Source organism: Idiomarina sp., assembly GCF_048260185.1.
Lineage (GTDB): Bacteria > Pseudomonadota > Gammaproteobacteria > Enterobacterales > Alteromonadaceae > Idiomarina.
In genome coordinates, this window is sequence record NZ_JBLXHB010000002.1 from 77,540 (window position 1) to 101,188 (window position 23,649).

At 47.0% G+C, this 23,649-nt stretch carries 19 protein-coding genes and 1 tRNA gene; 15 read left to right on the forward strand and 5 right to left on the reverse strand.

The features are described 5' to 3' along the window. The first annotated feature begins 20 nt into the window (after positions 1-20). The 5 genes from dnaG (at position 21) to ACN0RF_RS06090 (ending at position 6,058) form a co-directional block, all read left to right on the forward strand. Positions 21-1,766, forward strand: coding sequence for a DNA primase (gene dnaG, locus ACN0RF_RS06070; RefSeq protein ID WP_417438373.1), 1,746 nt, complete (start codon positions 21-23; stop codon positions 1,764-1,766). A 102-nt stretch (positions 1,767-1,868) separates the two neighbouring features. Then, a complete protein-coding gene (gene rpoD / locus ACN0RF_RS06075; protein WP_417438374.1) occupies positions 1,869-3,698 on the forward strand; it encodes an RNA polymerase sigma factor RpoD in 1,830 nt (609 codons plus the stop codon). A 25-nt stretch (positions 3,699-3,723) separates the two neighbouring features. Continuing rightward, on the forward strand, positions 3,724-4,500 hold the full coding sequence (locus ACN0RF_RS06080; protein WP_342487858.1) for an amidohydrolase family protein: 777 nt from the start codon (positions 3,724-3,726) through the stop codon (positions 4,498-4,500). 18 nt (positions 4,501-4,518) lie between these two features. Then, positions 4,519-5,937, forward strand: a complete 1,419-nt coding sequence (locus ACN0RF_RS06085) for a sensor histidine kinase (RefSeq protein WP_417438375.1) — start codon at positions 4,519-4,521, stop codon at positions 5,935-5,937. Between the two features lie 45 nt (positions 5,938-5,982). After that, positions 5,983-6,058 (forward strand) — tRNA-Ile (locus ACN0RF_RS06090). 99 nt (positions 6,059-6,157) lie between these two features. Here the strand turns inward: ACN0RF_RS06090 and ACN0RF_RS06095 are convergent. Both ACN0RF_RS06095 and ACN0RF_RS06100 read right to left on the reverse strand, forming a co-directional pair. After that, entirely contained in the window at positions 6,158-7,099 is a 942-nt protein-coding gene (locus ACN0RF_RS06095) for an NYN domain-containing protein (RefSeq protein ID WP_417438376.1), read from the reverse strand. A 249-nt stretch (positions 7,100-7,348) separates the two neighbouring features. Further along, positions 7,349-7,966 carry a DMT family transporter gene (locus ACN0RF_RS06100; protein WP_417438377.1) on the reverse strand — a complete coding sequence of 206 codons (618 nt, stop codon included), beginning with the start codon at positions 7,964-7,966 and terminating at the stop codon, positions 7,349-7,351. A 21-nt stretch (positions 7,967-7,987) separates the two neighbouring features. Here ACN0RF_RS06100 and ACN0RF_RS06105 point away from each other — a divergent pair, with 21 nt between their 5' ends. The 9 genes from ACN0RF_RS06105 (at position 7,988) to corA (ending at position 17,814) form a co-directional block, all read left to right on the forward strand. Further along, positions 7,988-8,425 (forward strand): LysR substrate-binding domain-containing protein, encoded by a 438-nt coding sequence (locus ACN0RF_RS06105; protein WP_417438563.1) that lies wholly within the window; start codon positions 7,988-7,990, stop codon positions 8,423-8,425. Between the two features lie 126 nt (positions 8,426-8,551). Next, positions 8,552-9,091, forward strand: coding sequence for a hypothetical protein (locus ACN0RF_RS06110; protein ID WP_417438378.1), 540 nt, complete (start codon positions 8,552-8,554; stop codon positions 9,089-9,091). Between the two features lie 20 nt (positions 9,092-9,111). Beyond that, on the forward strand, positions 9,112-10,395 hold the full coding sequence (locus tag ACN0RF_RS06115; RefSeq protein ID WP_417438379.1) for a hypothetical protein: 1,284 nt from the start codon (positions 9,112-9,114) through the stop codon (positions 10,393-10,395). A 21-nt stretch (positions 10,396-10,416) separates the two neighbouring features. Continuing rightward, positions 10,417-11,850, forward strand: coding sequence for a tetratricopeptide repeat protein (locus ACN0RF_RS06120; RefSeq protein ID WP_417438380.1), 1,434 nt, complete (start codon positions 10,417-10,419; stop codon positions 11,848-11,850). A gap of 41 nt (positions 11,851-11,891) precedes the next feature. Continuing rightward, positions 11,892-13,874: an SUMF1/EgtB/PvdO family nonheme iron enzyme gene (locus tag ACN0RF_RS06125; protein WP_417438381.1), complete on the forward strand. Its 1,983-nt coding sequence runs from the start codon at positions 11,892-11,894 to the stop codon at positions 13,872-13,874. A gap of 137 nt (positions 13,875-14,011) precedes the next feature. Beyond that, positions 14,012-14,782 (forward strand): MotA/TolQ/ExbB proton channel family protein, encoded by a 771-nt coding sequence (locus tag ACN0RF_RS06130; protein ID WP_011235411.1) that lies wholly within the window; start codon positions 14,012-14,014, stop codon positions 14,780-14,782. A 13-nt stretch (positions 14,783-14,795) separates the two neighbouring features. Continuing rightward, positions 14,796-15,854 carry a VWA domain-containing protein gene (locus tag ACN0RF_RS06135; RefSeq protein ID WP_417438382.1) on the forward strand — a complete coding sequence of 353 codons (1,059 nt, stop codon included), beginning with the start codon at positions 14,796-14,798 and terminating at the stop codon, positions 15,852-15,854. Next, the gene (locus tag ACN0RF_RS06140) at positions 15,854-16,804 is read left to right on the forward strand and encodes a VWA domain-containing protein (RefSeq protein WP_417438383.1); all 951 of its coding nucleotides are present in this window, start codon (positions 15,854-15,856) and stop codon (positions 16,802-16,804) included. The genes ACN0RF_RS06135 and ACN0RF_RS06140 overlap by 1 nt, the downstream gene beginning before the upstream one ends. 56 nt (positions 16,805-16,860) lie before the next feature. Then, positions 16,861-17,814 (forward strand): magnesium/cobalt transporter CorA, encoded by a 954-nt coding sequence (gene corA, locus ACN0RF_RS06145; RefSeq protein ID WP_417438384.1) that lies wholly within the window; start codon positions 16,861-16,863, stop codon positions 17,812-17,814. A 68-nt stretch (positions 17,815-17,882) separates the two neighbouring features. On the opposite strand, the gene ACN0RF_RS06150 is transcribed toward corA, so the two are convergent. The 3 genes from ACN0RF_RS06150 to ACN0RF_RS06160 all read right to left on the reverse strand — a co-directional run bounded on the left by ACN0RF_RS06150 (position 17,883) and on the right by ACN0RF_RS06160 (position 22,028). Further along, a complete protein-coding gene (locus ACN0RF_RS06150; RefSeq protein WP_417438385.1) occupies positions 17,883-18,575 on the reverse strand; it encodes a methyl-accepting chemotaxis protein in 693 nt (230 codons plus the stop codon). Positions 18,576-18,728: 153 nt separating this feature from the next. Next, positions 18,729-19,502, reverse strand: a complete 774-nt coding sequence (locus ACN0RF_RS06155) for an MCP four helix bundle domain-containing protein (protein ID WP_417438386.1) — start codon at positions 19,500-19,502, stop codon at positions 18,729-18,731. A gap of 351 nt (positions 19,503-19,853) precedes the next feature. Continuing rightward, the gene (locus ACN0RF_RS06160) at positions 19,854-22,028 is read right to left on the reverse strand and encodes an OsmC domain/YcaO domain-containing protein (RefSeq protein ID WP_417438387.1); all 2,175 of its coding nucleotides are present in this window, start codon (positions 22,026-22,028) and stop codon (positions 19,854-19,856) included. 200 nt (positions 22,029-22,228) lie between these two features. Here ACN0RF_RS06160 and ACN0RF_RS06165 point away from each other — a divergent pair, with 200 nt between their 5' ends. Next, positions 22,229-23,638 carry a YdgA family protein gene (locus ACN0RF_RS06165; protein ID WP_417438388.1) on the forward strand — a complete coding sequence of 470 codons (1,410 nt, stop codon included), beginning with the start codon at positions 22,229-22,231 and terminating at the stop codon, positions 23,636-23,638. The last annotated feature ends 11 nt before the right edge of the window (positions 23,639-23,649 follow it).

The following is a 23,649-nucleotide window of genomic DNA, read 5'->3' on the forward strand; positions in this document are numbered from 1 at the left end:
AACTTCGGTATTGAAACAATATGGCAGGCCTGATCCCCAAGAGCTTTATCCATGATTTGCTCGAACGAGCAGACATTGTTGAAATAGTTGATAGCCGCGTACCGCTGAAAAAGGCCGGTAGAAACCATCAGGCCTGTTGCCCGTTCCATAATGAGAAAACACCGTCGTTTACTGTTAGCCAGGACAAGCAGTTTTACCATTGCTTTGGCTGTGGGGTACACGGTAACGCCATTGATTTTCTAATGGAATTTGACGGTTTAAACTTCCCCGATGCGGTGGAAGAACTGGCCGGCATTATGGGCGTTGAGGTTCCGCGGGAACAACCGGAGAACCCTCAGTTAGCACAAAAGAAACAGCAACAAATGCAGGACGACTCCGGGCTTATGAGTAAAACAGCTCGTTTTTTCCAGCATCAGTTAAAGCACCATGAAAACTCAACGCGGGTTATAGACTACTTAAAAGGTCGGGGCTTAAGCGGCGAAACGGTAAAACGTTTTCAAATTGGTTATGCGCCCGACGCCTGGGACAGTCTGCTAAGTACCTTTGGCAGTTCAGCCCAGCAACGCCAGCAGTTACTGGAATTAAAACTTATTAACCGTAACGAGAAAGGCCGGCATTACGACTTTTTTCGTGATCGGGTCATGTTTCCTATCCATGACCGGCGTGGCCGGGTGGTGGGCTTTGGTGGTCGTATTATTGATGGCGACGGACCCAAGTACTTAAACTCTCCGGAAACCCGCCTGTTCCATAAAGGCAGTGAGTTATACGGTTACTGGCATATGCAACAGGCCGTAAGGAAACCAGAACAGGTTTGTATTGTCGAAGGCTATATGGACGTGGTGGCTTTGTCCGAAGCAGGTATTCACTATGCCGTTGCGTCTTTGGGTACGGCTACTACAAGTGAACAATTACAGCGTTTATTCCGTACTAGTGGAAGAATTGTTTGTTGTTACGACGGTGACCGCGCAGGCCGTGACGCCGCCTGGCGTGCATTAGAAAATGCCTTGCCACTGTTGCGCGATGGCCTGGATATGGCGTTTCTGTTCTTGCCCGAAGGCGAAGACCCAGATTCAGTTGTGCGTGAGCACGGTGCCGAAGCCTTTGAACGTGAATTAAAAAAGGCGACACCATTCACTGAATATTTCTTTGAGCATTTACAGGCCGACATTGACGTTAGTAGCGACGTCGGACGCTCTCAATTACTGAATATTGCGAAACCCTTAATTGAGAAAGTGGCGAGTGAATATTATCGCGACACCTTAATGCAGCGGTTAGCGGAAAAGCTTCGCCGCGAAACGTCGCAACTGGAACGTCAGTTTGAAAAGCCGCAACGTCAGTCGCGACCAAAAGAAAGCGTAAAAATGACACCGTTACGCAAAGCCATTGCTTTGCTACTGCAATACCCGCAACTGGCGCAATCGGTTCCGGTTCGTGAAGAATTACGAGAACTGCAGGTTAGCGGCATTGATTTACTAATAGCTTTGCACAAGCAGTGCGCAGAGCGCCAAATGACCACAGCGCAGGTGTTAGAAGGCTGGCGCGATACCGAGTATTACCAGCCTTTGCAGAAACTCGCGTTATGGCAACATCAGCTTGACGAAGACAACGTTGAGCAAGAATTTAACGATATATTTATTTATCTAATTGACCAATATTTTGAGCAGCGCGCGAACGCACTTTTAAAGAAAGAGCAGGAAGGCGCATTAACGCGAGTTGAGCGTCAGGAATATCAGACGCTGATTCAGTATTTGAGTAAGGCAAGGTAGTACATCTGAGTACGCCTTACGCTAGCTTCAAAATCAGTATTCTGATATACTATTTGGTCATTTTGGATACTCTACATTCACAGTCACAGGTGGAACGTCTGTATGCAGCAGAATCGGCAATCGCAACTTAAGGTCCTTATTGCGAAAGGCAAAGAACAAGGGTTTTTGACATTTGCTGAGGTCAATGACCATTTACCTCAGGAAATTGTTGATTCCGATCAGGTTGAAGACATTATTCGCATGATCAACGACATGGGTATTCGCGTGTTTGAAAGCGCACCCGATGCCGATGATCTGATGATGGCAGAAAGTGCTGCAGATGAAGACGCTGCCGAAGAAGCCGCGCAAGCATTAGCCTCTGTCGATGGCGAAATTGGTCGCACAACTGACCCGGTGCGCATGTACATGCGTGAAATGGGTACCGTTGAGCTACTGACTCGTGAAGGCGAAATTGACATTGCCAAGCGTATTGAAGAAGGCATTAACCAGGTGCAGTGCTCTGTTGCAGAGTACCCTGAAGCCATTAACTTCTTGCTTGAGCAGTGGGACTCCTACGAAGCCGAAGAGCTGCGCTTAACCGACATTATTTCCGGATTCATCGACCCAGACGAAGTAGACGAAGCGCCTGTAGCCGCTACTAACGTTGGTTCTGAACTTCCAACCGAAGAGCTGGAAAAAGATGACGACGATGATGACGAAGACGAGGAAGAAGCGGATACCGGTATTGATCCGGAATTTGCACGCAGCAAGTTTAATGCACTGCGCGAACAATACGAAGCTACACGTCAGGCTATTGCTAAGCATGGCCGTGATGGTGCCGATGCTCGTATTGAAATTGACAAGTTAAGCGACTTATTCAAACAGTTCCGTTTGGTTCCTAAGCAATTTGACCGTCTGGTTAAAGACATGCGTGCCATGATGCAGCGTGTTCGTGTGCAGGAACGTATTATTATGAAGATAAGCGTTGAACAGGGCGAAATGCCTAAACGCAACTTCATGAAAGCTTTTGCTACCCATGAAAACAACATGGCCTGGGTTGATAAAGAAATTGACTCTGGTGCAAGCTACTCCGACGCATTGAAAGAAGTGCGCGGCGAAATTGAACGCTGCGTAAACAAGCTGGTTGATGTCGAACGCGAAACTGGCTTAACCATTGGTAAAGTTAAAGAAATTAACCGTCGCATGTCTATTGGCGAAGCCAAAGCACGCCGTGCGAAAAAAGAAATGGTTGAAGCTAACCTGCGTCTGGTTATCTCTATTGCAAAAAAATACACCAACCGTGGTTTACAGTTCCTGGACTTAATTCAGGAAGGTAACATTGGTTTGATGAAAGCCGTGGACAAATTTGAATACCGCCGTGGTTATAAGTTCTCAACTTATGCAACCTGGTGGATCCGTCAGGCAATTACCCGTTCAATTGCGGATCAGGCACGTACTATTCGTATCCCGGTTCACATGATTGAAACCATCAATAAGCTGAACCGTATTTCTCGCCAAATGTTGCAGGAAATGGGTCGCGAGCCACTGCCGGAAGAACTGGCAGAGCGCATGATGATGCCGGAAGACAAAATTCGCAAAGTACTGAAAATAGCGAAAGAGCCTATTTCAATGGAAACCCCAATTGGTGACGATGAAGATTCGCATCTGGGTGACTTTATTGAAGACAACACGCTGGACTTGCCTATTGACTCAGCAACGTCAGAGAGCCTGCGTAACTCGGTTCGTGACGTGCTTGGCGGCTTAACAGCTCGTGAAGCAAAAGTATTGCGTATGCGCTTTGGTATTGATATGAATACCGACCATACTCTAGAAGAAGTGGGCAAGCAGTTTGACGTAACACGTGAACGAATTCGTCAAATTGAAGCCAAAGCATTAAGAAAGCTTCGCCATCCAAGCCGTTCAGAGCAGCTTAAATCGTTCTTGGATGAGTAAGATATTCTCTGACAAAGGAGGCAGCATGGGTAACAACCGTGACAATTGGCCGAAACGTATTATTGACTCGCATTTGCACATTTATGATGACGAGTTTCCGCTAATTGAAAACCAAGGTCATATCCCTGAGCCTTTTTACATTGATGACTACCGTAACCTGGTACGTGGCATGCCTATTGAAGGTGGAGTCATTGTGTCAGGTTCGTTCCAGGGGTTTGAACAGCGCTACCTGAAAGCCGCGTTGGAAAACCTGGGCAACAACTTTGTGGGTGTTACCCAGTTGCCGGGAACCGTTAGCGATGAAAAAATTCAGCAGTTGAAAGAGCACGGCATTCGCGGTGTGCGCGTTAACTTAAAACGTGGTGTACATCGTGACATTGAAGGTATTGTCGATTTCGGTAAACGCATTTGGGATTTGGCCGGTTGGCACCTGGAAATCTATGTTGACAGCCGCGAGCTGGACGACATGGTTCCTACTCTGCTTAAATTGCCGAAACTCAGTGTCGACCATTTAGGTATGGCGAAGTCTGGCTTGTCTCAGGTTCGTCGCTTAGCCGAAGGTGGCGTAAAAATTAAAGCCAGTGGTTTTGGTCGTACTGAAGTGAATATTGCAGAGGCCATTAAAACCCTGAATGAAACGAACCCAGACGCGTTGATGTTTGGCACCGATTTACCGGGTACACGCAGTAACCGTTCGTTCGAGCCTTCAGACATTACCAATATTGTGAATGCTCTGGATAGCGAAGAGGCAGTTGATAAAGTCTTTTATCAAAATGCCCGCAGTTTTTACAATCTACCTTAAACAAAGAGAGTGAGGTAAGTGCAGTCTCTCTCATCTCACACCAAACATAACCGCTGGTTAGCTATTGCCATAATTGCAGTAGCTGTCGGCGGTTTGTTAGTTGCGTTCTGGTTTTCTGCAGGCGAAACCCTGCAGCGTAATCAAAATGCCATGAGCGGCTCTTGCCAGAATGTGCAGTTAGCGGTAAATAGCCTTTTCCCTGCTTCTGAATCGCCGCAGCAACAAGTAGCCAACCCAGACTTAATGCATCAGGCTCTTAGCGATGCTATAGCCGATACTCAGGGCGTTAAAGGCGGTTTCTGGCACACAGCACAAGGCTTTATGGGCTTTGCATTCCCTACCAGCGGCAGTAGCGCCTCGGAAATTGGCATTAGTAATGAAGATGTTCCTATTGTTCGTTCTGCGGTACAGCGCTCGCTAGAGCAGCAGCGCGAAGTGGTTTCGGTACAGTCGAATGACCGTATAGCGACTGTGGTTGCCGCCTGTCCAGAAACAAACCATTACAACCTGGGCATTTGGCTGAAAAAGGAAGTGCAGCTGGTACCGCCCGAATTCTCTATTATTGTCAGCGTACTCTTTGTTTTGCTGGCTATTATTGGTGGCGTACTGGTGCTGTGTGAGTCGGTGTTTAACCGCAACTGGCACTCTGAACGTGACCGCATTGTGGCGCAGGCCGAAGACAGCTCTCAGGCCGTTACCGTTACCACCGAAATACCGGAAATACAGCCATTGTTGCTGCTGCTGTATCAGGCGCGTCAGAAAATTCAGACCAAAGAACGTGAGCTTAGCCAGCAGATGAACAAAGTGATTATGGCTAACCAGAAAACTCTGGTAGGGCGCATAGCCCGCTCAATGACAGCACTGGCATTAGCTGATCTGGAAGACATGCAGCGCAAACTCTCAAAAATGAGTGAAGACGACATTAAGAGCAAGGTTTCACAGCTAACCGAACTGTTTAACTCATTTGAGAACGTCACCGCAGAAATAGGCAGTGGCAAAGCCGTTTCACTGGACGTAGAAGACTTTCTGCATAATCTGGCCGATTACCACGAAGGCCACGGTAACGAAAAAGATATTACGTTAACTGCTATAGCGGAGAAAGGACTTAAGCTAGAGGCTGACCCGTTACTTATACGCTTTGCTATGGACTATTTAATACGCCATATAATGAGCTTTGTTCCGGTAAATTCCGAAATCATGTTGCAGGCAACCACCGAAGAAAACTTTATAAAAATTGCCGTTAGCGACGAAAGCACGGGTATAGAAGAGAAAAACAAGCATTTGCTCTTCCACGCCGACGAGCTGGCACCAACACAGTATGGCATAGGGCTTAAGGTAGTGCGGGATACGCTGCACAGCCAAGGTGGCGACATCAGTTATGAAAAAGTTGATAAAACTTCACGATTTAACGTGCTGATACCCATGACAAAAGCCTAAAAAGTTCGTATAATTTGCGCCGCTTCACAGCTTCCAATCAAAAATGGCCCCTTAGCTCAGTGGTTAGAGCACCCGACTCATAATCGGTTGGTCCCCAGTTCAAATCTGGGAGGGGCCACCACTTTTAAAGGCTTGCAGTGTTAGTTATTACTAATAAAAATTAGTTGGTGGGTCGATGGTTTAACTACAAGATTAATGTCGATTTAACTAACACTGTCAATTAGAGTCGTGAGCGTTTATAGGCCGCATAGGCTTGAACGTGCTGTAGAATGATTTTTAGCGAATCTTTATTGTCTAGCTGGTCGCAGGGTAAGCCGTTAATATTCTCAAGACCTTCCGATGGATAAAGTGGTTTTTCAAGCCACTTCCAAGCTTTAGCAGGACTTGCTTCTAGGGTTTTATCACTTAAAATTGATATAATTTTTTCAATTTCTTCGGGGTACTTGAACCAGCTAAAAGGCCTTATTGCCGATTTTCTTGCGCCTCGAACGCGGCAAGGCATCTGAGACTGAGCAAGCTCACATTCATCTATAAAATGAATAGTCCAATCGGATAGGGTGCTTAAGCTATTATTGGGTTTACGGTAGTCTTCGTACCGTTTTATAGGAATAACAACACCTATTTGTATTTGACGATGACGGTTTAGTTTGTTGTATTCTCGAATTTTCTTTAGAGCAGGTACAAAGTCTGTGTCGTTCGTTACAAAAACGACTTGTTCTAGCTCTGGTTCCATCATCGCGTCGTAAACAGCTTCAAGCGCAAGGTGAACATCACTTTGTTTTTCTTCCATTTTCCAGATTTTAATGCGTTCAGAAGCGCGTGGCTCTAATTCCCTACCGTCGTTACCGTACTCTACTTTAGGGAATTTTGTTTTATCAATTGAGTAGCTACCTTTGAAGGTTTCCAGACGGTCACCCAAGTGGAGCTTGAGAGCTAAGTGATAAGCACGTTGATCATTAAGAGAATTGGAGTCAGCAGCTGCTCGTTGACTAATTTCAGCTGTGAAAAATTTAACTGCAAGCGGGTCTAACTTCGAATTCGGAGCGCCTGAGCGAGTGAGAAGTTTTTCAGATAACGAGACTGGGTTAAGCCATTTATAGGGAGTCCCCTTTAAACAGCCAAAATACAAATTGTAGCCATCGATATAAACTCTTGTTCTCAAACTTTCCATCCCTGAAATGAAAAAACCGACGCAAAGGTCGGTTTTTTCGCCCAACTCCAGGGGTCTGTATGTCGCCACGCGTGGAAGATGGGTAAGTTGTTGTATAAAGTTATACTATTAGTTGACAATCTGCAAGGTGTTTTACGTAAAATCTTTCTAGCGATCTTCGAATTTAAAAAAATCTGTGAATTGTAGTGGTCAACTAAATGTGGTTACTTAATTAGAAGCACTGTCATGCTAAAACGCATCTCACCCCATCCGCGCAAAACGCTGCTGTCGCCAGTGGGTGATTCGCGGCAGCAGCAATCCGGAGATGACAATAGCCATACCCAGTAGCTGTAAACTGGCCACGTTCTGGCCAAAAGTTACAGCCGTGAGTGCAGCAAAAATGGGCACGAAGTTGAAAAACAAAGAGGCGTTTGCGGCACCAAGCTGTTTAACGCCGGAAATCCACAGTAAATAACCACCCACGGTGCCAAAAACACCAATGAAGAGTAAGTCGGCTAAGACAATTTGGCTTATTGCCAGGCTTTCCTGGACAGGGTGGGCTTCTGCGCTAAACGCCGCTACTACAGAAATAACGCCAAGGCCGGCTAGCATGCCAATAAAGGTGTAGGGGATCATAGGCATCCAGCGGCTAATGCCTTGCGTTAAGTAGGTATACAGGCTCCAGCACAGCATACCTAAGAAGATGATCTGGTCACCGTGGTTGAATTCGAAACTGAGTAAGCGTTTCAGTTCGCCGTTGGTGAGCACAAGCAATACACCCGACAAGCACACCACCAGGCTGAATACGGCTCCGCGGGTCAGCAGCTTACGTTGTAATAAAGAGCCAATTAGCGATGTGGTTAACGGGCTTAGTGCCATAATCACAGCGCAACTCATTGGATTGGCCGACAGTTAACCAATATTCGTTTTGCTATTTGCGGTCCGGCAAATTTGGACGTATCCCATATAAAGGCTCCCGCCGACTTAGCCGGGTTACCCACGGTGCTGTGTTCGCCTATGCTGACCTGGAGTCTGCAGCATATTCACTCGGGTGAAAAGCAGGCTTATACGGCTACCGACAACATACGCTTAAAAGTGGATGACATGAGTTTACTGACTGAAGTAATAGCCGGTGGCATAGGTGTTGGTTTTATTCCCGACTACCACGCGCAACCTCTGCTCGAGTCGGGCAAAATTCAACACATTTTACCGGACTGGAGCAACCAGGCTCGCGGGTGTGAAATGCTCTACCGCGACAGAGACAATATACCTTACCGGGTAAGGCTGTTGATTGACTTCATGTTACAGCGCTTCCAGGGTAATGATGGTGTGTTGTAAATAGCAGCAACCAAACGGCTTCCCCACAAAAATTTTACATTTACAGTTTATTTACATTAAGGAATATAATAACCTTAACTTGTTAAGGATAAGTAATACCCCTCAAGTCATTTTATAGGCCCTACCGTGGATAAAATCAGTTCATCACTCATTAACTTCTTTGCATACGTGCCCGTGTGTTTTCTGGCGGTGTTGTGTTTGAGCAGTGGTGTGGCTGAAGCGCAGGAGAAAAGCTATTCCGATTGCGCCTACATAGAGTTTGACGACGTAGACCCAAGCACTCTCACTCTGCAAGAACGCATTGCGCTTGAAGAGGCTGCGCTGTTTGCCTCATTAGACGACTCGGCAGAATGTATGGAAGAGGCGACCGCGTCGGCTTCCGGCAGCCTTGCTGATGCTGCCAGCGGTAGCGGTTCTGGTGCCGCGGGCGGAGCTTCGGGGTCGGCTGGTAGCTCGGGTGATAGCGAATCAAACTCGAGTGAGCAGCAACAACAATCTACATCTACGGCATCGGAAACTTCGGTGGAGACAAAAGATCATCAGCGTGGCAACAGCGGTGGTGGCAGTTCGGCCGTGTGCGACGCAGTGAAAGAAGGCATGGCTTCTACAACAACAGAAGCTGAGAAAGAGCATTTTAAAGGCTTAATGGCCGAATATGGATGTTAATAATTAACGGAAGAAGAACAATGAATACACTAGCTCAACTAAAAAAACTAAAACGATTTTCAGTCGTTATGACGCTTTCTGCAATGTTTACATTAGCCGGCTGCCAGTCAACCCAAACTAATGTTACCAGCGTTGGCCCAAGCATGAATGGTCCGTCAGACTCTAAAGCCCTGGGTAAAGAGGAGCGTAGCTACAGTTACAACTCTGATATTTATCTTAATGTGGCTATTCCGGTGTTTGACCCGGGCTTGCCGAAAGACAGTTCCGGCAATATTGATGATGAAGCCGTAGTTGAAGAGGACATTTGGCCACAGGTACGCCGTTTAGAGGCCAACCGTTTTGCGGTGAATACCCGCGAAGCGCTCTCTGATACTAAAGCCTTTGGTGCAGTTAATGTCACCCCCGATGCTAACGTCAGTGCCGATGTATACGTACTGGGAAAAATTAATTATTCAGACACTGAAACCGTTGAAATTGGTGTTCGTGTTATGGACGCCAGTAACCAAATTTGGGGTGAAGAAGAGTTTGAGTATCAGGTAGGCGCAGGTTTTTATCGTGACGCGCTCAGAAAGGGTGAGAACCCTTACGGGCCAATTTTTAAAAGCATTGCGGGTTATGTTTATGACTTGCTAATGAAGCAATCGGAAGAAGAGAAGAAAACCATTCAGGCAGTTTCAGATATGCGTTATGCCTCTATGTACAGCCCTGAAGCCTTTGGTGGGTACCTTGGGGAGTCCAGTAGTATCTTCTCGAGTCGTTCAACTATTACCCTGAACGGAGCTCCGGCTGAATCAGACCCTATGTACCAGCGGGTTAATGTAATTAAAGCCAAAGATCAGCAGTTTATCGACTCGCTACAAGACAGCTACGACACCTTTTACGCAACAACCCACGATGCGTACCGCGCTTATCAGGAAGAAACCTTACCGGTTGCTATTGATATCCGCCGTAAGAAAGCAGAGAGAACCCGCGCGCAGGTTGGTGCCGGTATTTTAGCCACCGCGGCTATTTTGTTGGGCAAAAACTCGGGCTCTACCGCTGGTCAGGTGGCCAGTGCTGCAGCAGGTTTAGGAGCGGTTTACAGCTTAAGTGAAGCGATAAAAACCAACCGGGAATTAGGCACTCAACGCGCATTACTTGATGAAATGGGACAAAACCTGGACATAAAAGTAACGCCGCAGGTGGTTGAGCTTAATGACCAGAACATTGAACTAACAGGTACTGCGGGTGAGCAATACGCTCAACTGCGCGAAAAGCTGAAAGAGATTTATGATCTTGAATCAACGCCGTCAACTCAGCTTTAACTCACCCAGGGAAAGGTAACGATGTCGTCTGTTGATCAGCAAATAGCGGAAAATCGCGCTAAAAAGAAGAAAATGATAGTAACCGGCGTAATTGCCTCCGTGTTTGCCTGTTTGCTGATTGGCGTTGTCGTTACTTTGCTCGCTTATTTTCCGGTTGGGGGTGACACGCCAATAGCCGAGGAAAAGCAAGAGAAAAGCGAGCTGCAGACGAGTTCTGCTAATCAGGCAATAGACAGGAAAGCGCTGCAAGCGGCTTTAAATGAGACCAATCAGCGTGTTTCTGATCTTGTTGCTACCCCGCATTTATCGAAGTGGCAGCCCGCCAAAGTTGAAGGTTTTCAGGCCGAGATAGATCAGGCTTTTAATGATTATGGCGCCAGTAATTACAGCCCGGCGCAAACCACTATCGAGCAGCTTAGTACTGATATTACAGACTACCAAAGCGCGTTTGAAAAGGCTTATAAGCAGGCTTATGAGAACGCAACAAAAGCCTTTGCAGCCGACGACATTGATGAAGCCACTCAGCTTAACGCTCAGGCGTTAAACGTAAAAGGCGACTATAGCGATGCGCTGGCGTTGCAGAAACGTATAGACACTTATCATGAAGTAGCTGACTTGTATGAACAGGCCAGAGTGGGCGGTGTAGAAGGCAACATAGAGAAGCAGCGTGCTGCTTATCAACAAATTTTGAAGCTTGATCCGCAGCAGCAGGATGCAAAGGCAGCCTTAGCTAAAGTGAATGAGCAAATTAAACAACAACGTTTTGCCCGGGCCTTGGCAACAGCGGTCGATGCCATTGATAACAAGGACTTTGAGCGCGCGCAGGAGGCATTAGCCAAAGCTTCGGCTATAGACAACAATCGGCCGGAACTGGCAACCCTGCAGGCGCAAATTGACGCCGAGTTAAAAAGTCAGGGCGTGAAGTCGTTAGAAAAGCGCATTCAGGTATTTGCGGGTGCCGACGAATGGCAGACCGTATTGATGCTGGCAGAAAAGGGTCTGGAGGATTATCCGGATAGCCAGATTGTGCAGCAGGCTAAGCAAAGCGCGGGCGAGATATTAGCCGCCAGCAGTGCGCTGGATGTGTATATTGAAAGACCAGGTCGCCTTGCTGACAACAACATTCGCCAAAATGCCGTGAATGCGGTGTCCAAATACAGTGGGCTTACGCAATTGAGCGCCAAGCTGGGTGAAAAAATAAACCAGGTTGAGCAGCTTATTGAAAAGGAAAATCAGCCCATAGATGTGACGATTCGTTCTGACAACCGCACTTATATAAAAGTACTGGGTGTTGGTGTTGTGGGTGAGGTAAGAGAAAAAACCATCCAGTTAAAGCCGGGTAAATATCAAATAGAAGGCCGCCGCGAAGGCTACCGCTCAACCATTGTCGATGTTGTGGTAGAAAAGTCGGGCACGCCAATTGTTATTAACGTTCAGTGTAACGAACGCGTTTAGCATAATTTAGCGTAGAATAATTAAAAAACAGGAGAGACTTCGTGGCGACACTTGACGAAGCCATTGAGAAAGGACGACGTAAACGACGGCTAATGGCTATTGGCTTCTCGGTCAGTATTCTTGCACTGCTGATTATTTACTTTGGCTGGTTGTTCCTAACCAAAGGCTACAGTTTTACCGTAAAACCAGCAGAAGCAGCGCAAACTCAGCGCTTTGCGGTTAATTCCGGTATTGGTTTTTTCATCGACAATAAATATTACGCGGTAGGCTCTGGTGGCCTTGTGGCAGTGTCTGCTGACAAGTACCAAAGCAAAGAAGTGCAGGTAAACGACAACAACCCCTCTACCATTGAAGTTGAGCTGGAGCCTAAACCGGCAAAAGTGACGATAACTACAGAGCCGGGCGCAAATGATATTGTCTGGTCAGTTAATGGTGAGCAGCGAGAAACCGCTTCTACCTTTGAGGGGGAATTTGCTCCCGGAACTTATACGGTGTCGGCCTCGCATCCGGCTTACGAGCCTGCTTCAGTGGCAATTGAGGCGTTAATAGACGGTAAGGTTGAAGAGCAAATTCGACTAACTCCTATTAGTGGCACTATCTCTATTAACTCCAGCCCGGCTGGCGCGTCGGTTACCCTTGACGGTAAAGAGGTTGGGTCAACGCCGGTAACCGTTGCTAAAGTGGGTGGCGACTACCCTGTGGTAGTGAATTACCCGGGGTATGAGCCGGTTACGGACATGGTGTCTTTAACCGTGCGCAACAAAGAGCCGAAACGTAATTACCGTCTTCAACCGGTGCAGGCGACTGTTAATGTTTCGGTGAACCCGAAGGGCGGTGCGTTGCTGGTTAACGGCGCGCCGGCAAAGAATCCAGTTAGCGTTGATGCCAATAAAGAACATGTTATTCGTTACCAAAAGGCCGGCTACATTAAGCAAAGCCGGACAATTAAGCTGGGGCCAGCTGAAAACCAGCAACTGACCTTTAACTTAGACCCGGAGGTGGGTGACGTAGCTTTTACCGCCAACGAACCCAGCGATGTTTACATTAACGGACAAAAACAGGGCGTTACGCCGCTTCGCACTAAGCTACAGGCTTTACCGTCTGAAGTTGAGTTCCGTAAAACCGGTTACCGTACGGTTAAGCAAGAGTTTCAGCCAAGCAGCGAGCGGTTAGTGAACGTAAAAGCCGAGATGCTGCGAGAATTTGATGCCAGAAGAAAAGAAGGCAAGCCGTTGTTTGTCAGTACTTTGGGCATTGAAATGAACCGTCTGTCGCCGAAAAAATTCACTATGGGCTCGCCGGTTAATGAACCAGGCCGCGGGCGTAATGAGCACCAGGTGAAAGTGGATTTCTCACGTGATGTATGGATATCGCGCCATGAAATTACCGAGGCGCAGTTCGCCGCGTTTAAAGGCTCGGGTAGCAAAACTAAAATGCCGGTTACCAATGTGTCCTGGGACGAAGCGGCGTTATTTACCAACTGGCTGAGTGAACAGGAAGGCCTGCAGCCTTTTTATAAAGTTCGTAACAGTAAGGTGGTGGGAACCGATGCGAGCTCGCGTGGTTACCGCTTGCCGACCGAAGCCGAGTGGGAATACATAGCCAAAATTAATCGCAGGGCCGACTCCACTATTTACGTATGGGGCAGTCAAGATCACCTGCGTGACAAGCAGGGCAACTTTGCCGATGAGTCCGCAAAAGGTCAGCAAACTTTCATTTTACGCGGCTACAATGACGGTTTTGCCGGTAAAGCACCGGTAGGCAGTTTTAAAGCAGAGCGTGGCGGTTTTTTTGATTTAGACGGCAACGTCAAAGAGTGGGTACACGACAGTTACACTTTAAATCCGCCCGATCTTGACCGGGTTTACACCGATTACCTGGGAGCGGCTCGCGGTAATGGGAATGTGGTAAAAGGTGCGTCTTATAAAACCGGACGCATGAAGAATATTCGTGCCAGCGTTCGCGACGGTGAAAGCGCTTCGGCAGAGGATATCGGCTTTAGAATAGCCCGGTATCATGAGTGATGAGGAGAAACATCATGAAAAAACGCGTGATTTTGGGCGTCATACTGTTGGCTTTAGCCGGCAGCGCGACGGCTTACTTTGTGTCTTTGGATGCACCACAAGACTTCCCCACTAACATTTAACGCCCGGAATGCATAATGTCTAAAAATAATACGCTTTCAATGAGCCCTAACTTTTTTGTCAGTGGTGGTGTGCTACTGGCCATTTTTACCCTGATACATTTGCTGTATGCAGGACTTATTCGCCCGGCGGCCGAAGTGGCAATGGCAGAGAAAGGGACAGAAGCTTTAACTGCATTTTCGGTTATCTTCAAAGATGTTGAACAGCAGGTGTGTATTTCGCTCATGTTGTTCTGTCTGTTCCTTATGTTGTATAAGCTGTGGCGGTTAATTGACGAGGAAGAAATTTACTCGCGCGACTTACTGGAAAGCTACGACAAGTCCGAAGCGCTGGATGTTGATGCGGCATTAAATGATTTAGAAAGCTCGGCTTATAAAGAAACCCCCGCATACAGCACCTGGATTAACTGTATTCGTCGTTTTAAGAACACCAAAAACGTTCAGCACGCAGCTGACACCATCGAGTCGTCGGTAGACAATATTGCCATTCAGTTAGAAAGCGGCAACAACATGATCCGCTACATTATCTGGGCTATTCCGTCTATTGGCTTCGTGGGTACGGTGCGCGGTATTGGCTCGGCGCTGGCGCAGGCCGACAAGGCACTGGATGGTGACATTGCCGGTATGACTGCATCGCTGGGTGTGGCTTTTAACTCAACGCTGGTGGCGCTGTTTATTTCTTTGATTCTGATGTTGTTTATGCACTTGCTGAACAGCCGTCAGGACAAGATGGTTATCCGCACGCAAGAGTCCTGCGAGAAGCACTTGCTGTCTCATTTACACAGTTAATTGAGCGACTCAGATGCGACGACCACGCCAGGCTGGCGACGGCTTTAACTTATCTTTTCTGGATGTCATGGCATGCGGGCTGGGCGCCGTTATCCTTATTTTTATCCTGATAGATTTTAAAGCTTTTACGCCCGACCCTTCAGAAGAAAAAGAAAAGCTTGAGCAGGAGCTGGCGGCGTCAATGGACGAGCAGCAGCGTCTGAAAAAGTCCATAGACGAAATTAATGACAAAATTGCGCTGGAGTCGGCTAAGCAGGAAGACTCTGAACAAGCGAAAAACGACACCACCCAGGATCAAACCAAAGCTTTGCAGGACTTGTCGACTCAGTTGGCTGTTGTCGCCGACCTGGAAAACCAGTTAGCGGCCTTGTCCAAAGAAGTTGAGAAGTCAGCCAATGTTGAGCTTTCGGGTACGGGTGAGCAAAACTTTATTACCGGCATGAAAGTGGAAGGCGAGCAAATAGGCATTCTGATTGATAAAAGTGCCTCTATGATGGGTGATAACTTAATTGACGTTCTGAGCAAATTGGCTTTGAGCGACGGCGACAAAGTGTCTACTGCTAAATGGATAAGGACGCGCCGGGTTGCTCAGTGGTTGCTGGCAAGGCTTCCGCAAACCTCAAAAGTGAGTGTGGTGACCTTTTCCGATACGGCAAAACGCCTAGGGCAGAGAGATGTCAGTACCGCCTCTGTTAGCGGCTCTATGAATTCTATTGTGAAGGACTTAGGCGCGGTTGTGCCAGAGGGCGGCACTAACCTTCAGCTGGGCATTAGTACGTTATTTGATACGAACCCGAATATTACTGACGTATACATAGTAACGGATGGCCTGCCAACATTGGGAGACGGCCTGCCGCTTTCCTGTCGTAATTTTATTTCGACGAAAAAGTCTATCTCCTCAGACTGCCGTCAGGCGCTGATGGTAAAGACGGTTGATCTTGCGCCTAAAGGTGTTCGCTACAATATTATATTGCTGCCGATAGAGGGTGACCCCTACGCTTCTCCGCTTTACTGGAACTGGTCGCGGGTTAGCGGCGGTACTTTCTTATCACCCGCTCCGGAGTGGCCATAATGAGAAAAATTCAGCGTGCGCCAATAGAGGTGTTTAACCTGGCTTTTCTGGACATTATTTCCTGTGCCTTTGGTGCGGTGATTATGCTGGTGTTGTTAGCGAAAAACGGTACCGAAGACACTGAGCGTGGGCCAGCTAACCTTAGTACCTTAGTTGCAGAAGTATTGCTGGCGCAGCAGTCGGTGGAGGAGCTTCAGGGCGCTTTATCAGACAAACAAGATGAACTGTCTGCCGCCGAGCAAAAGACCGCATCAGTCACTGAGCAGGAGAAGAATTTAGAAAGCTCTATTCCGCGGGCACAGAAAACCCTGCAACAGTTGCAGGATAAAGCCTCGTCGTTAAGGGCTGAAATACGCCAAGCCACGGCAATGCTAAACACGCCGAACAGCACTGACACACCGGATGATGACGTAGGCGGTATCCCAACCGACGCTGAGTACGTGGTGTTTGTTATTGATAATTCCGGCTCCATGTCGGGAGGCCGGGGCTGGAGCCGGGTCATTAGCGTCGTTAACGACATTATAGAAAGTCACCCGAAAATGAAGGGCTTTCAGATTATGGCCGCCGACGGTGACTTTATGTTCAGCAGTAAAGCGGGTGACTGGTTACCGGACAGCAAACGGTTCAGACAAATGGCCATGCAACAAATGCCAAACTTTACCGGCGGCAAAAGTGCGCCTGAGCTGGGTATTCTGAAAGCCATTAACCTTTATAAAAAAACCAAAGGCACAACCAGCTTATACGTTTTTGGTGACGACTACCGCGCCAGTGACTTAGACGCCATAGTTCGGCAAATAACCAGTCAGAATCAGGGATCCGATGGCAAGCCGGTAATGCGTATTCATGGAATAGGCTTTAGCCGCGCGCAAGGCAACGCGGAAACCTTTGCTGCCTTTATGCAGGCTGTTGCTAAACGTAACCGCGGCGCCTTTGTCGGGCTGAACTTTTAAGGTATAGGTGTTGTGGTATTATCTGCCTATCTATTTCATGGTTTTAAGGCAGTGCTATGATCCGTTTATATAATATTCAAAATGGTCGCATTAAAGAAGCGGAAGTTGATGGACAACAAATTGAGTCTTATTTGGGGGACGTTGATTGGCTTGATATACAAGAACCTGATGAGTTTGAACGCAGTTGGTTGAATCAACTTTTGGAAACAGATCTGCCTGAGTCCACAGACGTGGAAGAAATTGAAGCATCAGCGCGTTGTTTTGTGGACAAAGCAGGTATTCATGTTCACTCGCTATTTTTAGTGCAGCAAGAAGGGCGTTACCGAACTGTTTCGGTGGCTTTCATTTTACAGTCAGACCGGCTGGTCACAATTAGGGAAAACGACTTAGCAGATTTTCGTTTATTGCGTATGCGCGCAAGGCGTGGGCAAGTTGAAGTTGAGAGTGCACCGGATTTACTGGTGACATTACTTGAGCAGAAAGTGGAAAATCATGCGGACACCATTGAAGATATCCACCGACAGCTTGAAGATGTCAGCCGTATTGTGCTAGAGCAGGAAGATGCGGAGTTGAATGAGGCAATTGACCGGCTGGCGCGTTTAGAGGACAGCAATGGGAAAATCCGTTTATGTTTAATGGATACGCAGAGAAACTTGTCATTTTTGTTGCGGTATTTACGCAACAATCAGAGTCAGGCGGATAACTTGCGTGAGATTATGCGCGACGTTGAAACTCTGATGAGTCATACCGCGTTTTTGTTTGATAAAATTAACTTTCTGATGGACTCTACTCAGGGGTTTATCAATATTCAGCAAAACCAAATTATTAAGATATTTTCGATTGCCGCCGTTGTATTCTTACCGCCCACATTGGTGGCCAGTATTTATGGTATGAACTTTGAGTACATGCCAGAACTGGATTGGATGTTAGGCTACCCTTGGGCACTTGGGCTAATGGTTGCTTCAGGCATAGCTCCTTATTGGTACTTCAAACGCAAAGGCTGGTTGTAACCGGCCTTTGCGGCTTTAAATTATTACGTTGTATATGAGTAGTCGCCAATCTTTGATGCTGGCATCATTTACACCCTAAAGCGCTGAGTTAAACCGTTAAGGTTTTCAGCCAGCCGCGCCAATTCAACGCTGGCGGCGGAGGTTTCGTTGGCACCGGACGCGTTGTCGCTGGCTATGTCGCTAATATTGACCAGGTTGCGATCAACTTCTTTAGCTACACTCGCCTGCTCTTCAGCTGAGCTGGCTATAGTCACATTCTGATCACTGATGCGGGAAACAGCATCAGTAATTTCCTGCAATGCCTCACCAGCTTCGTTAGCAATATCCACCGACTGTTTGGCCTGCTCATGGCTTTGTTGCATAGCTGAAACCGTCGTGTTGGTCTCGCTTTGTACCGACTGGATCATGGTTTCAATTTCTTTTGTAGCTTGCTGAGTACGGTGTGCCAGAGCTCTTACCTCGTCGGCAACCACGGCAAATCCACGACCCGATTCACCGGCACGTGCCGCCTCAATAGCGGCGTTCAATGCCAGCAAGTTAGTCTGGTCAGCAATGGCGCGAATAACATCTAAAACAGAGCCAATATTCTTTACCTGTCCGGCCAGATTATTTACACCCGTCATAGTGCTGGCCAGCTTGGTTAGTAACGCGTTAACCGTTGCAATGGTTTGTTCAACTTGCCCACGACCCGCAATAGCACGTTCGCTCGCTTTCTCAGAATCGCCGGAGGTAGCTACCGCATTGCGCGCTACATCTTCCACTGCTGCCGTTAACTCGGTTACGGCCGAAACAGCTTGCTCAAGTTCTTCGGTCTGGCGATGAATACCGCGCGTGGACTGCTCGGTAACGGTGCTCAGTTCCTCTGAAGTTGAAGCCAGTTGGTTCGAAGAGTCCTGAATTTCAGTTATGGTCTTCTAAAAAGCTTTCACTGTCGTATTAAAGTGGCGCGACAGGGTACCAATTTCATTGTCGCTTAAATCTTTCAGTTCTATAGTTAGATCGCCCTGCGAAAGCTGACTCATTGCGTCTTGTAATACTGCAATTTGCCGACTCATAGTGCGGGTAATGTAGACGCCAATAACAACAAGCAAAATGATAATAGCTATTGTGATCGCGCTTAGTGTCGTTAGTGAATCGGAGTATACGGTATCGCCGTAGTCACTCGCTTCGTTTGCCTTCTCCGATATTAGCGCGGCCATTTCCAGTAGAACATTCGAATATTCGCTATAGGCCTTAAGGGAGTCACCAATGAGTAACGCCCGGGCCTCCTCATTACGGTTTTGGCGGGATAACTCTATTATCCGTTCATTAATACTCAGGTAATCTTCGTATTTGCGCAGGAACTCATCCGATAAACGTTTTAGATTTTCACTTTCGATTAGAGCGCGGGAGCGTTCAATGTTCTCGCGGGTTTCTTGCATTAAGACGTCCAGTTTCTTCTCAACCTCTCTTTGGTCTGCACTATTTGTGCTGAGAATATGCATAGCTTCCTGAGCGCGAATATCGGCGGTCAGCGTATTAATATGTTCAACGGTGGCGACTGAGGGCAGCCACTGCTGAGAGATTACTGTTGATTGGTCATTGATGTAAGACATTCGGGTAAACGCGAAATACGCAATGACTAATAAACCTAAGCCAACAAAGGCATAGCTCAGGGAAATTAAAAGGCTCAGTTTCAAATTCTTCATACAGGTTCCTAATAAGGAAAAGGCTAAGGTTATTCTTTTCTAAATACAGATTGAAATCCCGCTTAATGTAATCAAATGTAACTAAATGTAAATTCATTTAAGGGTTCGTTTTTTAGGACGATTGTTATATTAAAGGCAAATTCAAATTTCAATGCTTTAAGGAGAGAAGGCTGTTATTCCTTAATGGACGGAACTTCCGAATTGGCGATTAGTTTGTCTAATAAGTAACTGACAGCTTAAGATGCATTTTATGAGGTGAAACGAACGAAAAAATCGAACGGTTTAGCAAGGGCTGGAAAGTTGAGTTCTGCCCTTGCTAAATGAATGTCGTTTTGGCTAACAAGTAGGCGCTTAGTTTGCTCTTGCCGCGTGCAGCTTTTTGTAGCTTTCTATTAAGCGTAAGTGCCTGTCCAGGCCTTCCAACTGCATATTGGTTGGCTCCAGTCCGTAAAAGCGGGTAGTACCGTTAACAGAGCCTATCACCGCTTCAATCGTCCCTTCGCCGTACATGCGGCCTAAGTTGTAGCGATAGTCTTCAAGTTCCAGTTCTTCGTCTAGCGTAATCTCCAGCACGGCCTCAATGGCACGGTAGAACAGTGTGCGTTCAACGGTGTTGTCGTTGAATTGCAGGAACATTTCTACATATTCGAAGGCATCGTCATGGCGTTGCAGCGCAAGATAAATTAAGAGCTTTAACTCAAGAATGGTGAGCTGACCCCAAACCGTGTTTTCATCAAACTCAATGCCAATCAGCGTGATAATGTCCATGTAGTTATCAAGCTGGCTGTCTTCTAAGCGATCAACGAGATCTTCTAACTGCTCATCACTCAATCGGTGTAAATTCAGAATGTCTTCGCGGTATTGCAGAGCAATATTGGTGTTGTCCCAAATAAGGTCTTCCACGGGGTAAACTTCCGAATAGCCCGGCACCAGAATACGGCATACCGGCGCGCCTAAATCTTCATGCACGGCTACGTAAGCTTCTTTGTCCATGTCCTGCAAAATACCAAACAGCGTATCGGCTTCTTCCTGGTTAGAGCCGCTGAAGTCCCATTCAACGAATTCAATGTCGGACTTGGCACTAAAGAAACGCCAGGACACTACGCCTGATGAGTCAATAAAGTGCTCAACAAAGTTATTTGGTTCGGTTACAGCCATAGAGTTGAAAGTAGGGGCTGGCAAGTCGTTCAAACCTTCAAAGCTACGCCCTTGTAATAGCTCGGTTAAGCTGCGCTCCAGCGCCACTTCAAAGCTTGGGTGCGCACCAAAAGAAGCAAAAACACCACCGGTGCGTGGGTTCATTAAAGTAACACAAGCTACCGGGAACTGACCGCCAAGCGAAGCATCTTTAACTAACACTGGGTAGCCTTGCTCTTCTAAGGCTTTTATTCCTTCCAGAATATTCGGGTACCTGATAAGCACCTCTTGCGGCACATCGGGCAGAGCAATTTCTTCTTCAATAATGTGCTTTTTAACGGCGCGCTCAAAAATTTCCGATAAGCACTGAACCTGAGCTTCGGGCAACGTATTACCCGCACTCATGCCGTTACTTAAATACAGGTTTTCAATTAAGTTTGACGGAAAATAAACTGTTTCGCCGTCGGAATGACGCGTGAACGGCAATGAAACGATCCCTCTGTCAGCCCGGCCTGAGTTGGTATCAATTAAGTGTGAACCGCGCAATTCACCTTCAGGGTCATAAAGCTCACGGCAGTATTCGTCCAGAATTTCCGTGGGAAGCTCGTCGTTTGTGCCGGGCTTAAACCACTTTTCGTTGGGGTAGTGCACAAACTCAGCGTTTGCTATTTCTTCACCAAAGTACTGGTCGTTATAGAAGAAATTACAGCTTAAGCGTTCAATAAACTCACCCAGCGCGGAGCATAATGCGCTTTCTTTGGTGGCGCCTTTGCCATTGGTAAAGCACATAGGAGAAGCGGCATCGCGAATGTGCAGCGACCAGACATGCGGGACGATATTACGCCAGGATGAAATTTCGATTTTCATACCCAGATTCGCCAGTATCGCTGTCATGTTGGCTATGGTTTGCTCCAGCGGTAAGTCTTTACCTTCAATATAGGTTCGGCTGTCGCTGTCAGGGCGTATGGTCAGTAACGCCTGAGCGTCTTGAGTGATGCTTTCAACCGCTTCGACGTCAAACTCTAAATCGTTTTCGATAACGCGCTTAACGGCGCAACGCTCGGCTGCACGAATAATGGCTTTGCGGTCTTTCTCCGAAATATCAGCCGGTAACTCAACCTGAATTTTAAACAGCTGCTTATAGCGGTCTTCGGGGTCGACAACGTTGTTTTGTGAAATACGGATATTTTCGGTTGGAATATCGCGTGTGTCGCAATAAAGGCGAATAAAGTGTGCCGCACACATAACGGAAGACGCCAGAAAGTAGTCAAAAGGACCGGGGGCGGAGCCATCGCCTTTGTACCGAATAGGCTGATCCGAAATAACCGTGAAGTCATCGAATTTCGCCTCAAGGCGCATATTGTCGAGAAAGTTTACATTGATTTCCATTTAAGGGGCACCGCGGTTGATAAGTTGACTGCTGTCAGCGAGCAATAGGCGGCATTATCCCATTTTTTTACTTATTGATCATTATCCGCGTGGGTTGCATTAACGCTCCTTTACACTCAAAATTTTGCCGTCGATAAAAAGTTTCTGTATCATTTACAACATTATAATTACAATCCAGCCCTATAAATGAAAGGTATAATATGAATAAGAAAGGACTCCTAGGCGGCGTCGGTATCGTCATTGTTGCTGCCGCTCTAATCGGCCCGAAGTTCGTTGGTCCTCAAGTTGAGGACGCATTAAAACAACATATTGAAGTTATTAATCAGTTGCCCACTTATAACGCCCGTATGGTGTCATTTGATAGTGGCTGGTTCGGTTCAACTGCAACGGTATCGCTGGGAGTAGATTTCGGTTCTATCTACCCGGAAACGTCAACACCTGAAGACCTGTCCTTTGAAGTGGTTATTGATGTTCAGCATGGCCCGGTTCTGACTCAATTTTCTCCTGGTCTGGGTATGGCTTCGTTTGAAGCTCATGCCAAGGACGATGGGTTACGTGAGTATATTGAATGGGAAGAGAACACGCCTTTTTATCACCTGACTGGTTCGGCTGGTTTTTTTGGTGGTGTTAGTTATGACGATGAAATTGTCGCGTTCAGTTCTAAACCGAATGATGAGCAAACGTCACTGACCTTTACTGGCTATGAAGGTGAAGGTTCCATTTCTTCGGATGAGTTCAGTTACGAAGGAAAACTGGAAGGCGCAGAAGGTCTTATTGAGGGCCAGGCTATCAGCATTGGTGAGTTTGAAATAAGCACTGAAGCTAAAGGCAACATGCTGGAAATTGTGAAGGGCGAGCTTTATGAAGGCGAAATGTCTATGAAGCTTGATAAAGTCATTGTAGGCCAGCCGGATGATGTCGCCCTGTTTGAATTGAAAGATCTTGGAATTGAATTCGTTAGTTATTTCAGCGACGACAAAGAAAGCATGAATATTGATATGAACTATTCTGTAGAGTCGCTGAAAGCCGAAGACTTTGACCTTGACGATCTGAAGTTAAAGATGGCTTTTAATAACATCGATTCTGAGTTCTTGCTTGCTTATAACCAAATGATGCAAAAGATTTATGACCAGAACCCCGACGAAATAGAAGTTGCGACGCAAAAGCTGGTAAAGGAAAACCTACCTAAGTTACTGCAGGCAGAGCCTGAGTTCGTTATTAGTGAATTTAGCGGGAAAATGGAGCCGGGCGAATTTAAAGGTGACCTAAGCGCTAAATTGGCGGGTGTAAACCAAATGCCGGACAATATGGAAGACACGCAATTCTGGCTTTCCAGCCTGATTGTTGACTCATCCATTGCTATTGATAAGCCGTTGTTGAAATGGGTCGCTGAACAGCAGATGTTGTCAACAATGCGCATGCAAATGCCTGGTGCCGATGAAGCTGAACTGCAGAAAATGGCTGAACAACAAGCGCCAATGATGATTGATATGTACATACAACAAGGCTTGCTGAAGGAAGAAGATGACGAGTACCGCAGCGAATTCCAGATGGAAAACGGTGAAGGCGTACTAAATGGTCAGAAAATTCCAGTAGCAAAAATGATGTAATTTTTGCTTGG

What these genes read in the sequence shown, in the direction of transcription:
- dnaG (WP_417438373.1), top strand. Translation starts at nt 21, where the DNA reads ATGGCAGGCCTGATCCCCAAGAGCTTTATCCATGATTTGCTCGAACGA.
- rpoD (WP_417438374.1), top strand. Translation starts at nt 1,869, where the DNA reads ATGCAGCAGAATCGGCAATCGCAACTTAAGGTCCTTATTGCGAAAGGC.
- ACN0RF_RS06080 (WP_342487858.1), top strand. Translation starts at nt 3,724, where the DNA reads ATGGGTAACAACCGTGACAATTGGCCGAAACGTATTATTGACTCGCAT.
- ACN0RF_RS06100 (WP_417438377.1), bottom strand. Translation starts at nt 7,966, where the DNA reads ATGGCACTAAGCCCGTTAACCACATCGCTAATTGGCTCTTTATTACAA.
- ACN0RF_RS06115 (WP_417438379.1), top strand. Translation starts at nt 9,112, where the DNA reads ATGAATACACTAGCTCAACTAAAAAAACTAAAACGATTTTCAGTCGTT.
- ACN0RF_RS06120 (WP_417438380.1), top strand. Translation starts at nt 10,417, where the DNA reads ATGTCGTCTGTTGATCAGCAAATAGCGGAAAATCGCGCTAAAAAGAAG.
- ACN0RF_RS06130 (WP_011235411.1), top strand. Translation starts at nt 14,012, where the DNA reads ATGTCTAAAAATAATACGCTTTCAATGAGCCCTAACTTTTTTGTCAGT.
- ACN0RF_RS06135 (WP_417438382.1), top strand. Translation starts at nt 14,796, where the DNA reads ATGCGACGACCACGCCAGGCTGGCGACGGCTTTAACTTATCTTTTCTG.
- ACN0RF_RS06140 (WP_417438383.1), top strand. Translation starts at nt 15,854, where the DNA reads ATGAGAAAAATTCAGCGTGCGCCAATAGAGGTGTTTAACCTGGCTTTT.
- corA (WP_417438384.1), top strand. Translation starts at nt 16,861, where the DNA reads ATGATCCGTTTATATAATATTCAAAATGGTCGCATTAAAGAAGCGGAA.
- ACN0RF_RS06155 (WP_417438386.1), bottom strand. Translation starts at nt 19,502, where the DNA reads ATGAAGAATTTGAAACTGAGCCTTTTAATTTCCCTGAGCTATGCCTTT.
- ACN0RF_RS06160 (WP_417438387.1), bottom strand. Translation starts at nt 22,028, where the DNA reads ATGGAAATCAATGTAAACTTTCTCGACAATATGCGCCTTGAGGCGAAA.
- ACN0RF_RS06165 (WP_417438388.1), top strand. Translation starts at nt 22,229, where the DNA reads ATGAATAAGAAAGGACTCCTAGGCGGCGTCGGTATCGTCATTGTTGCT.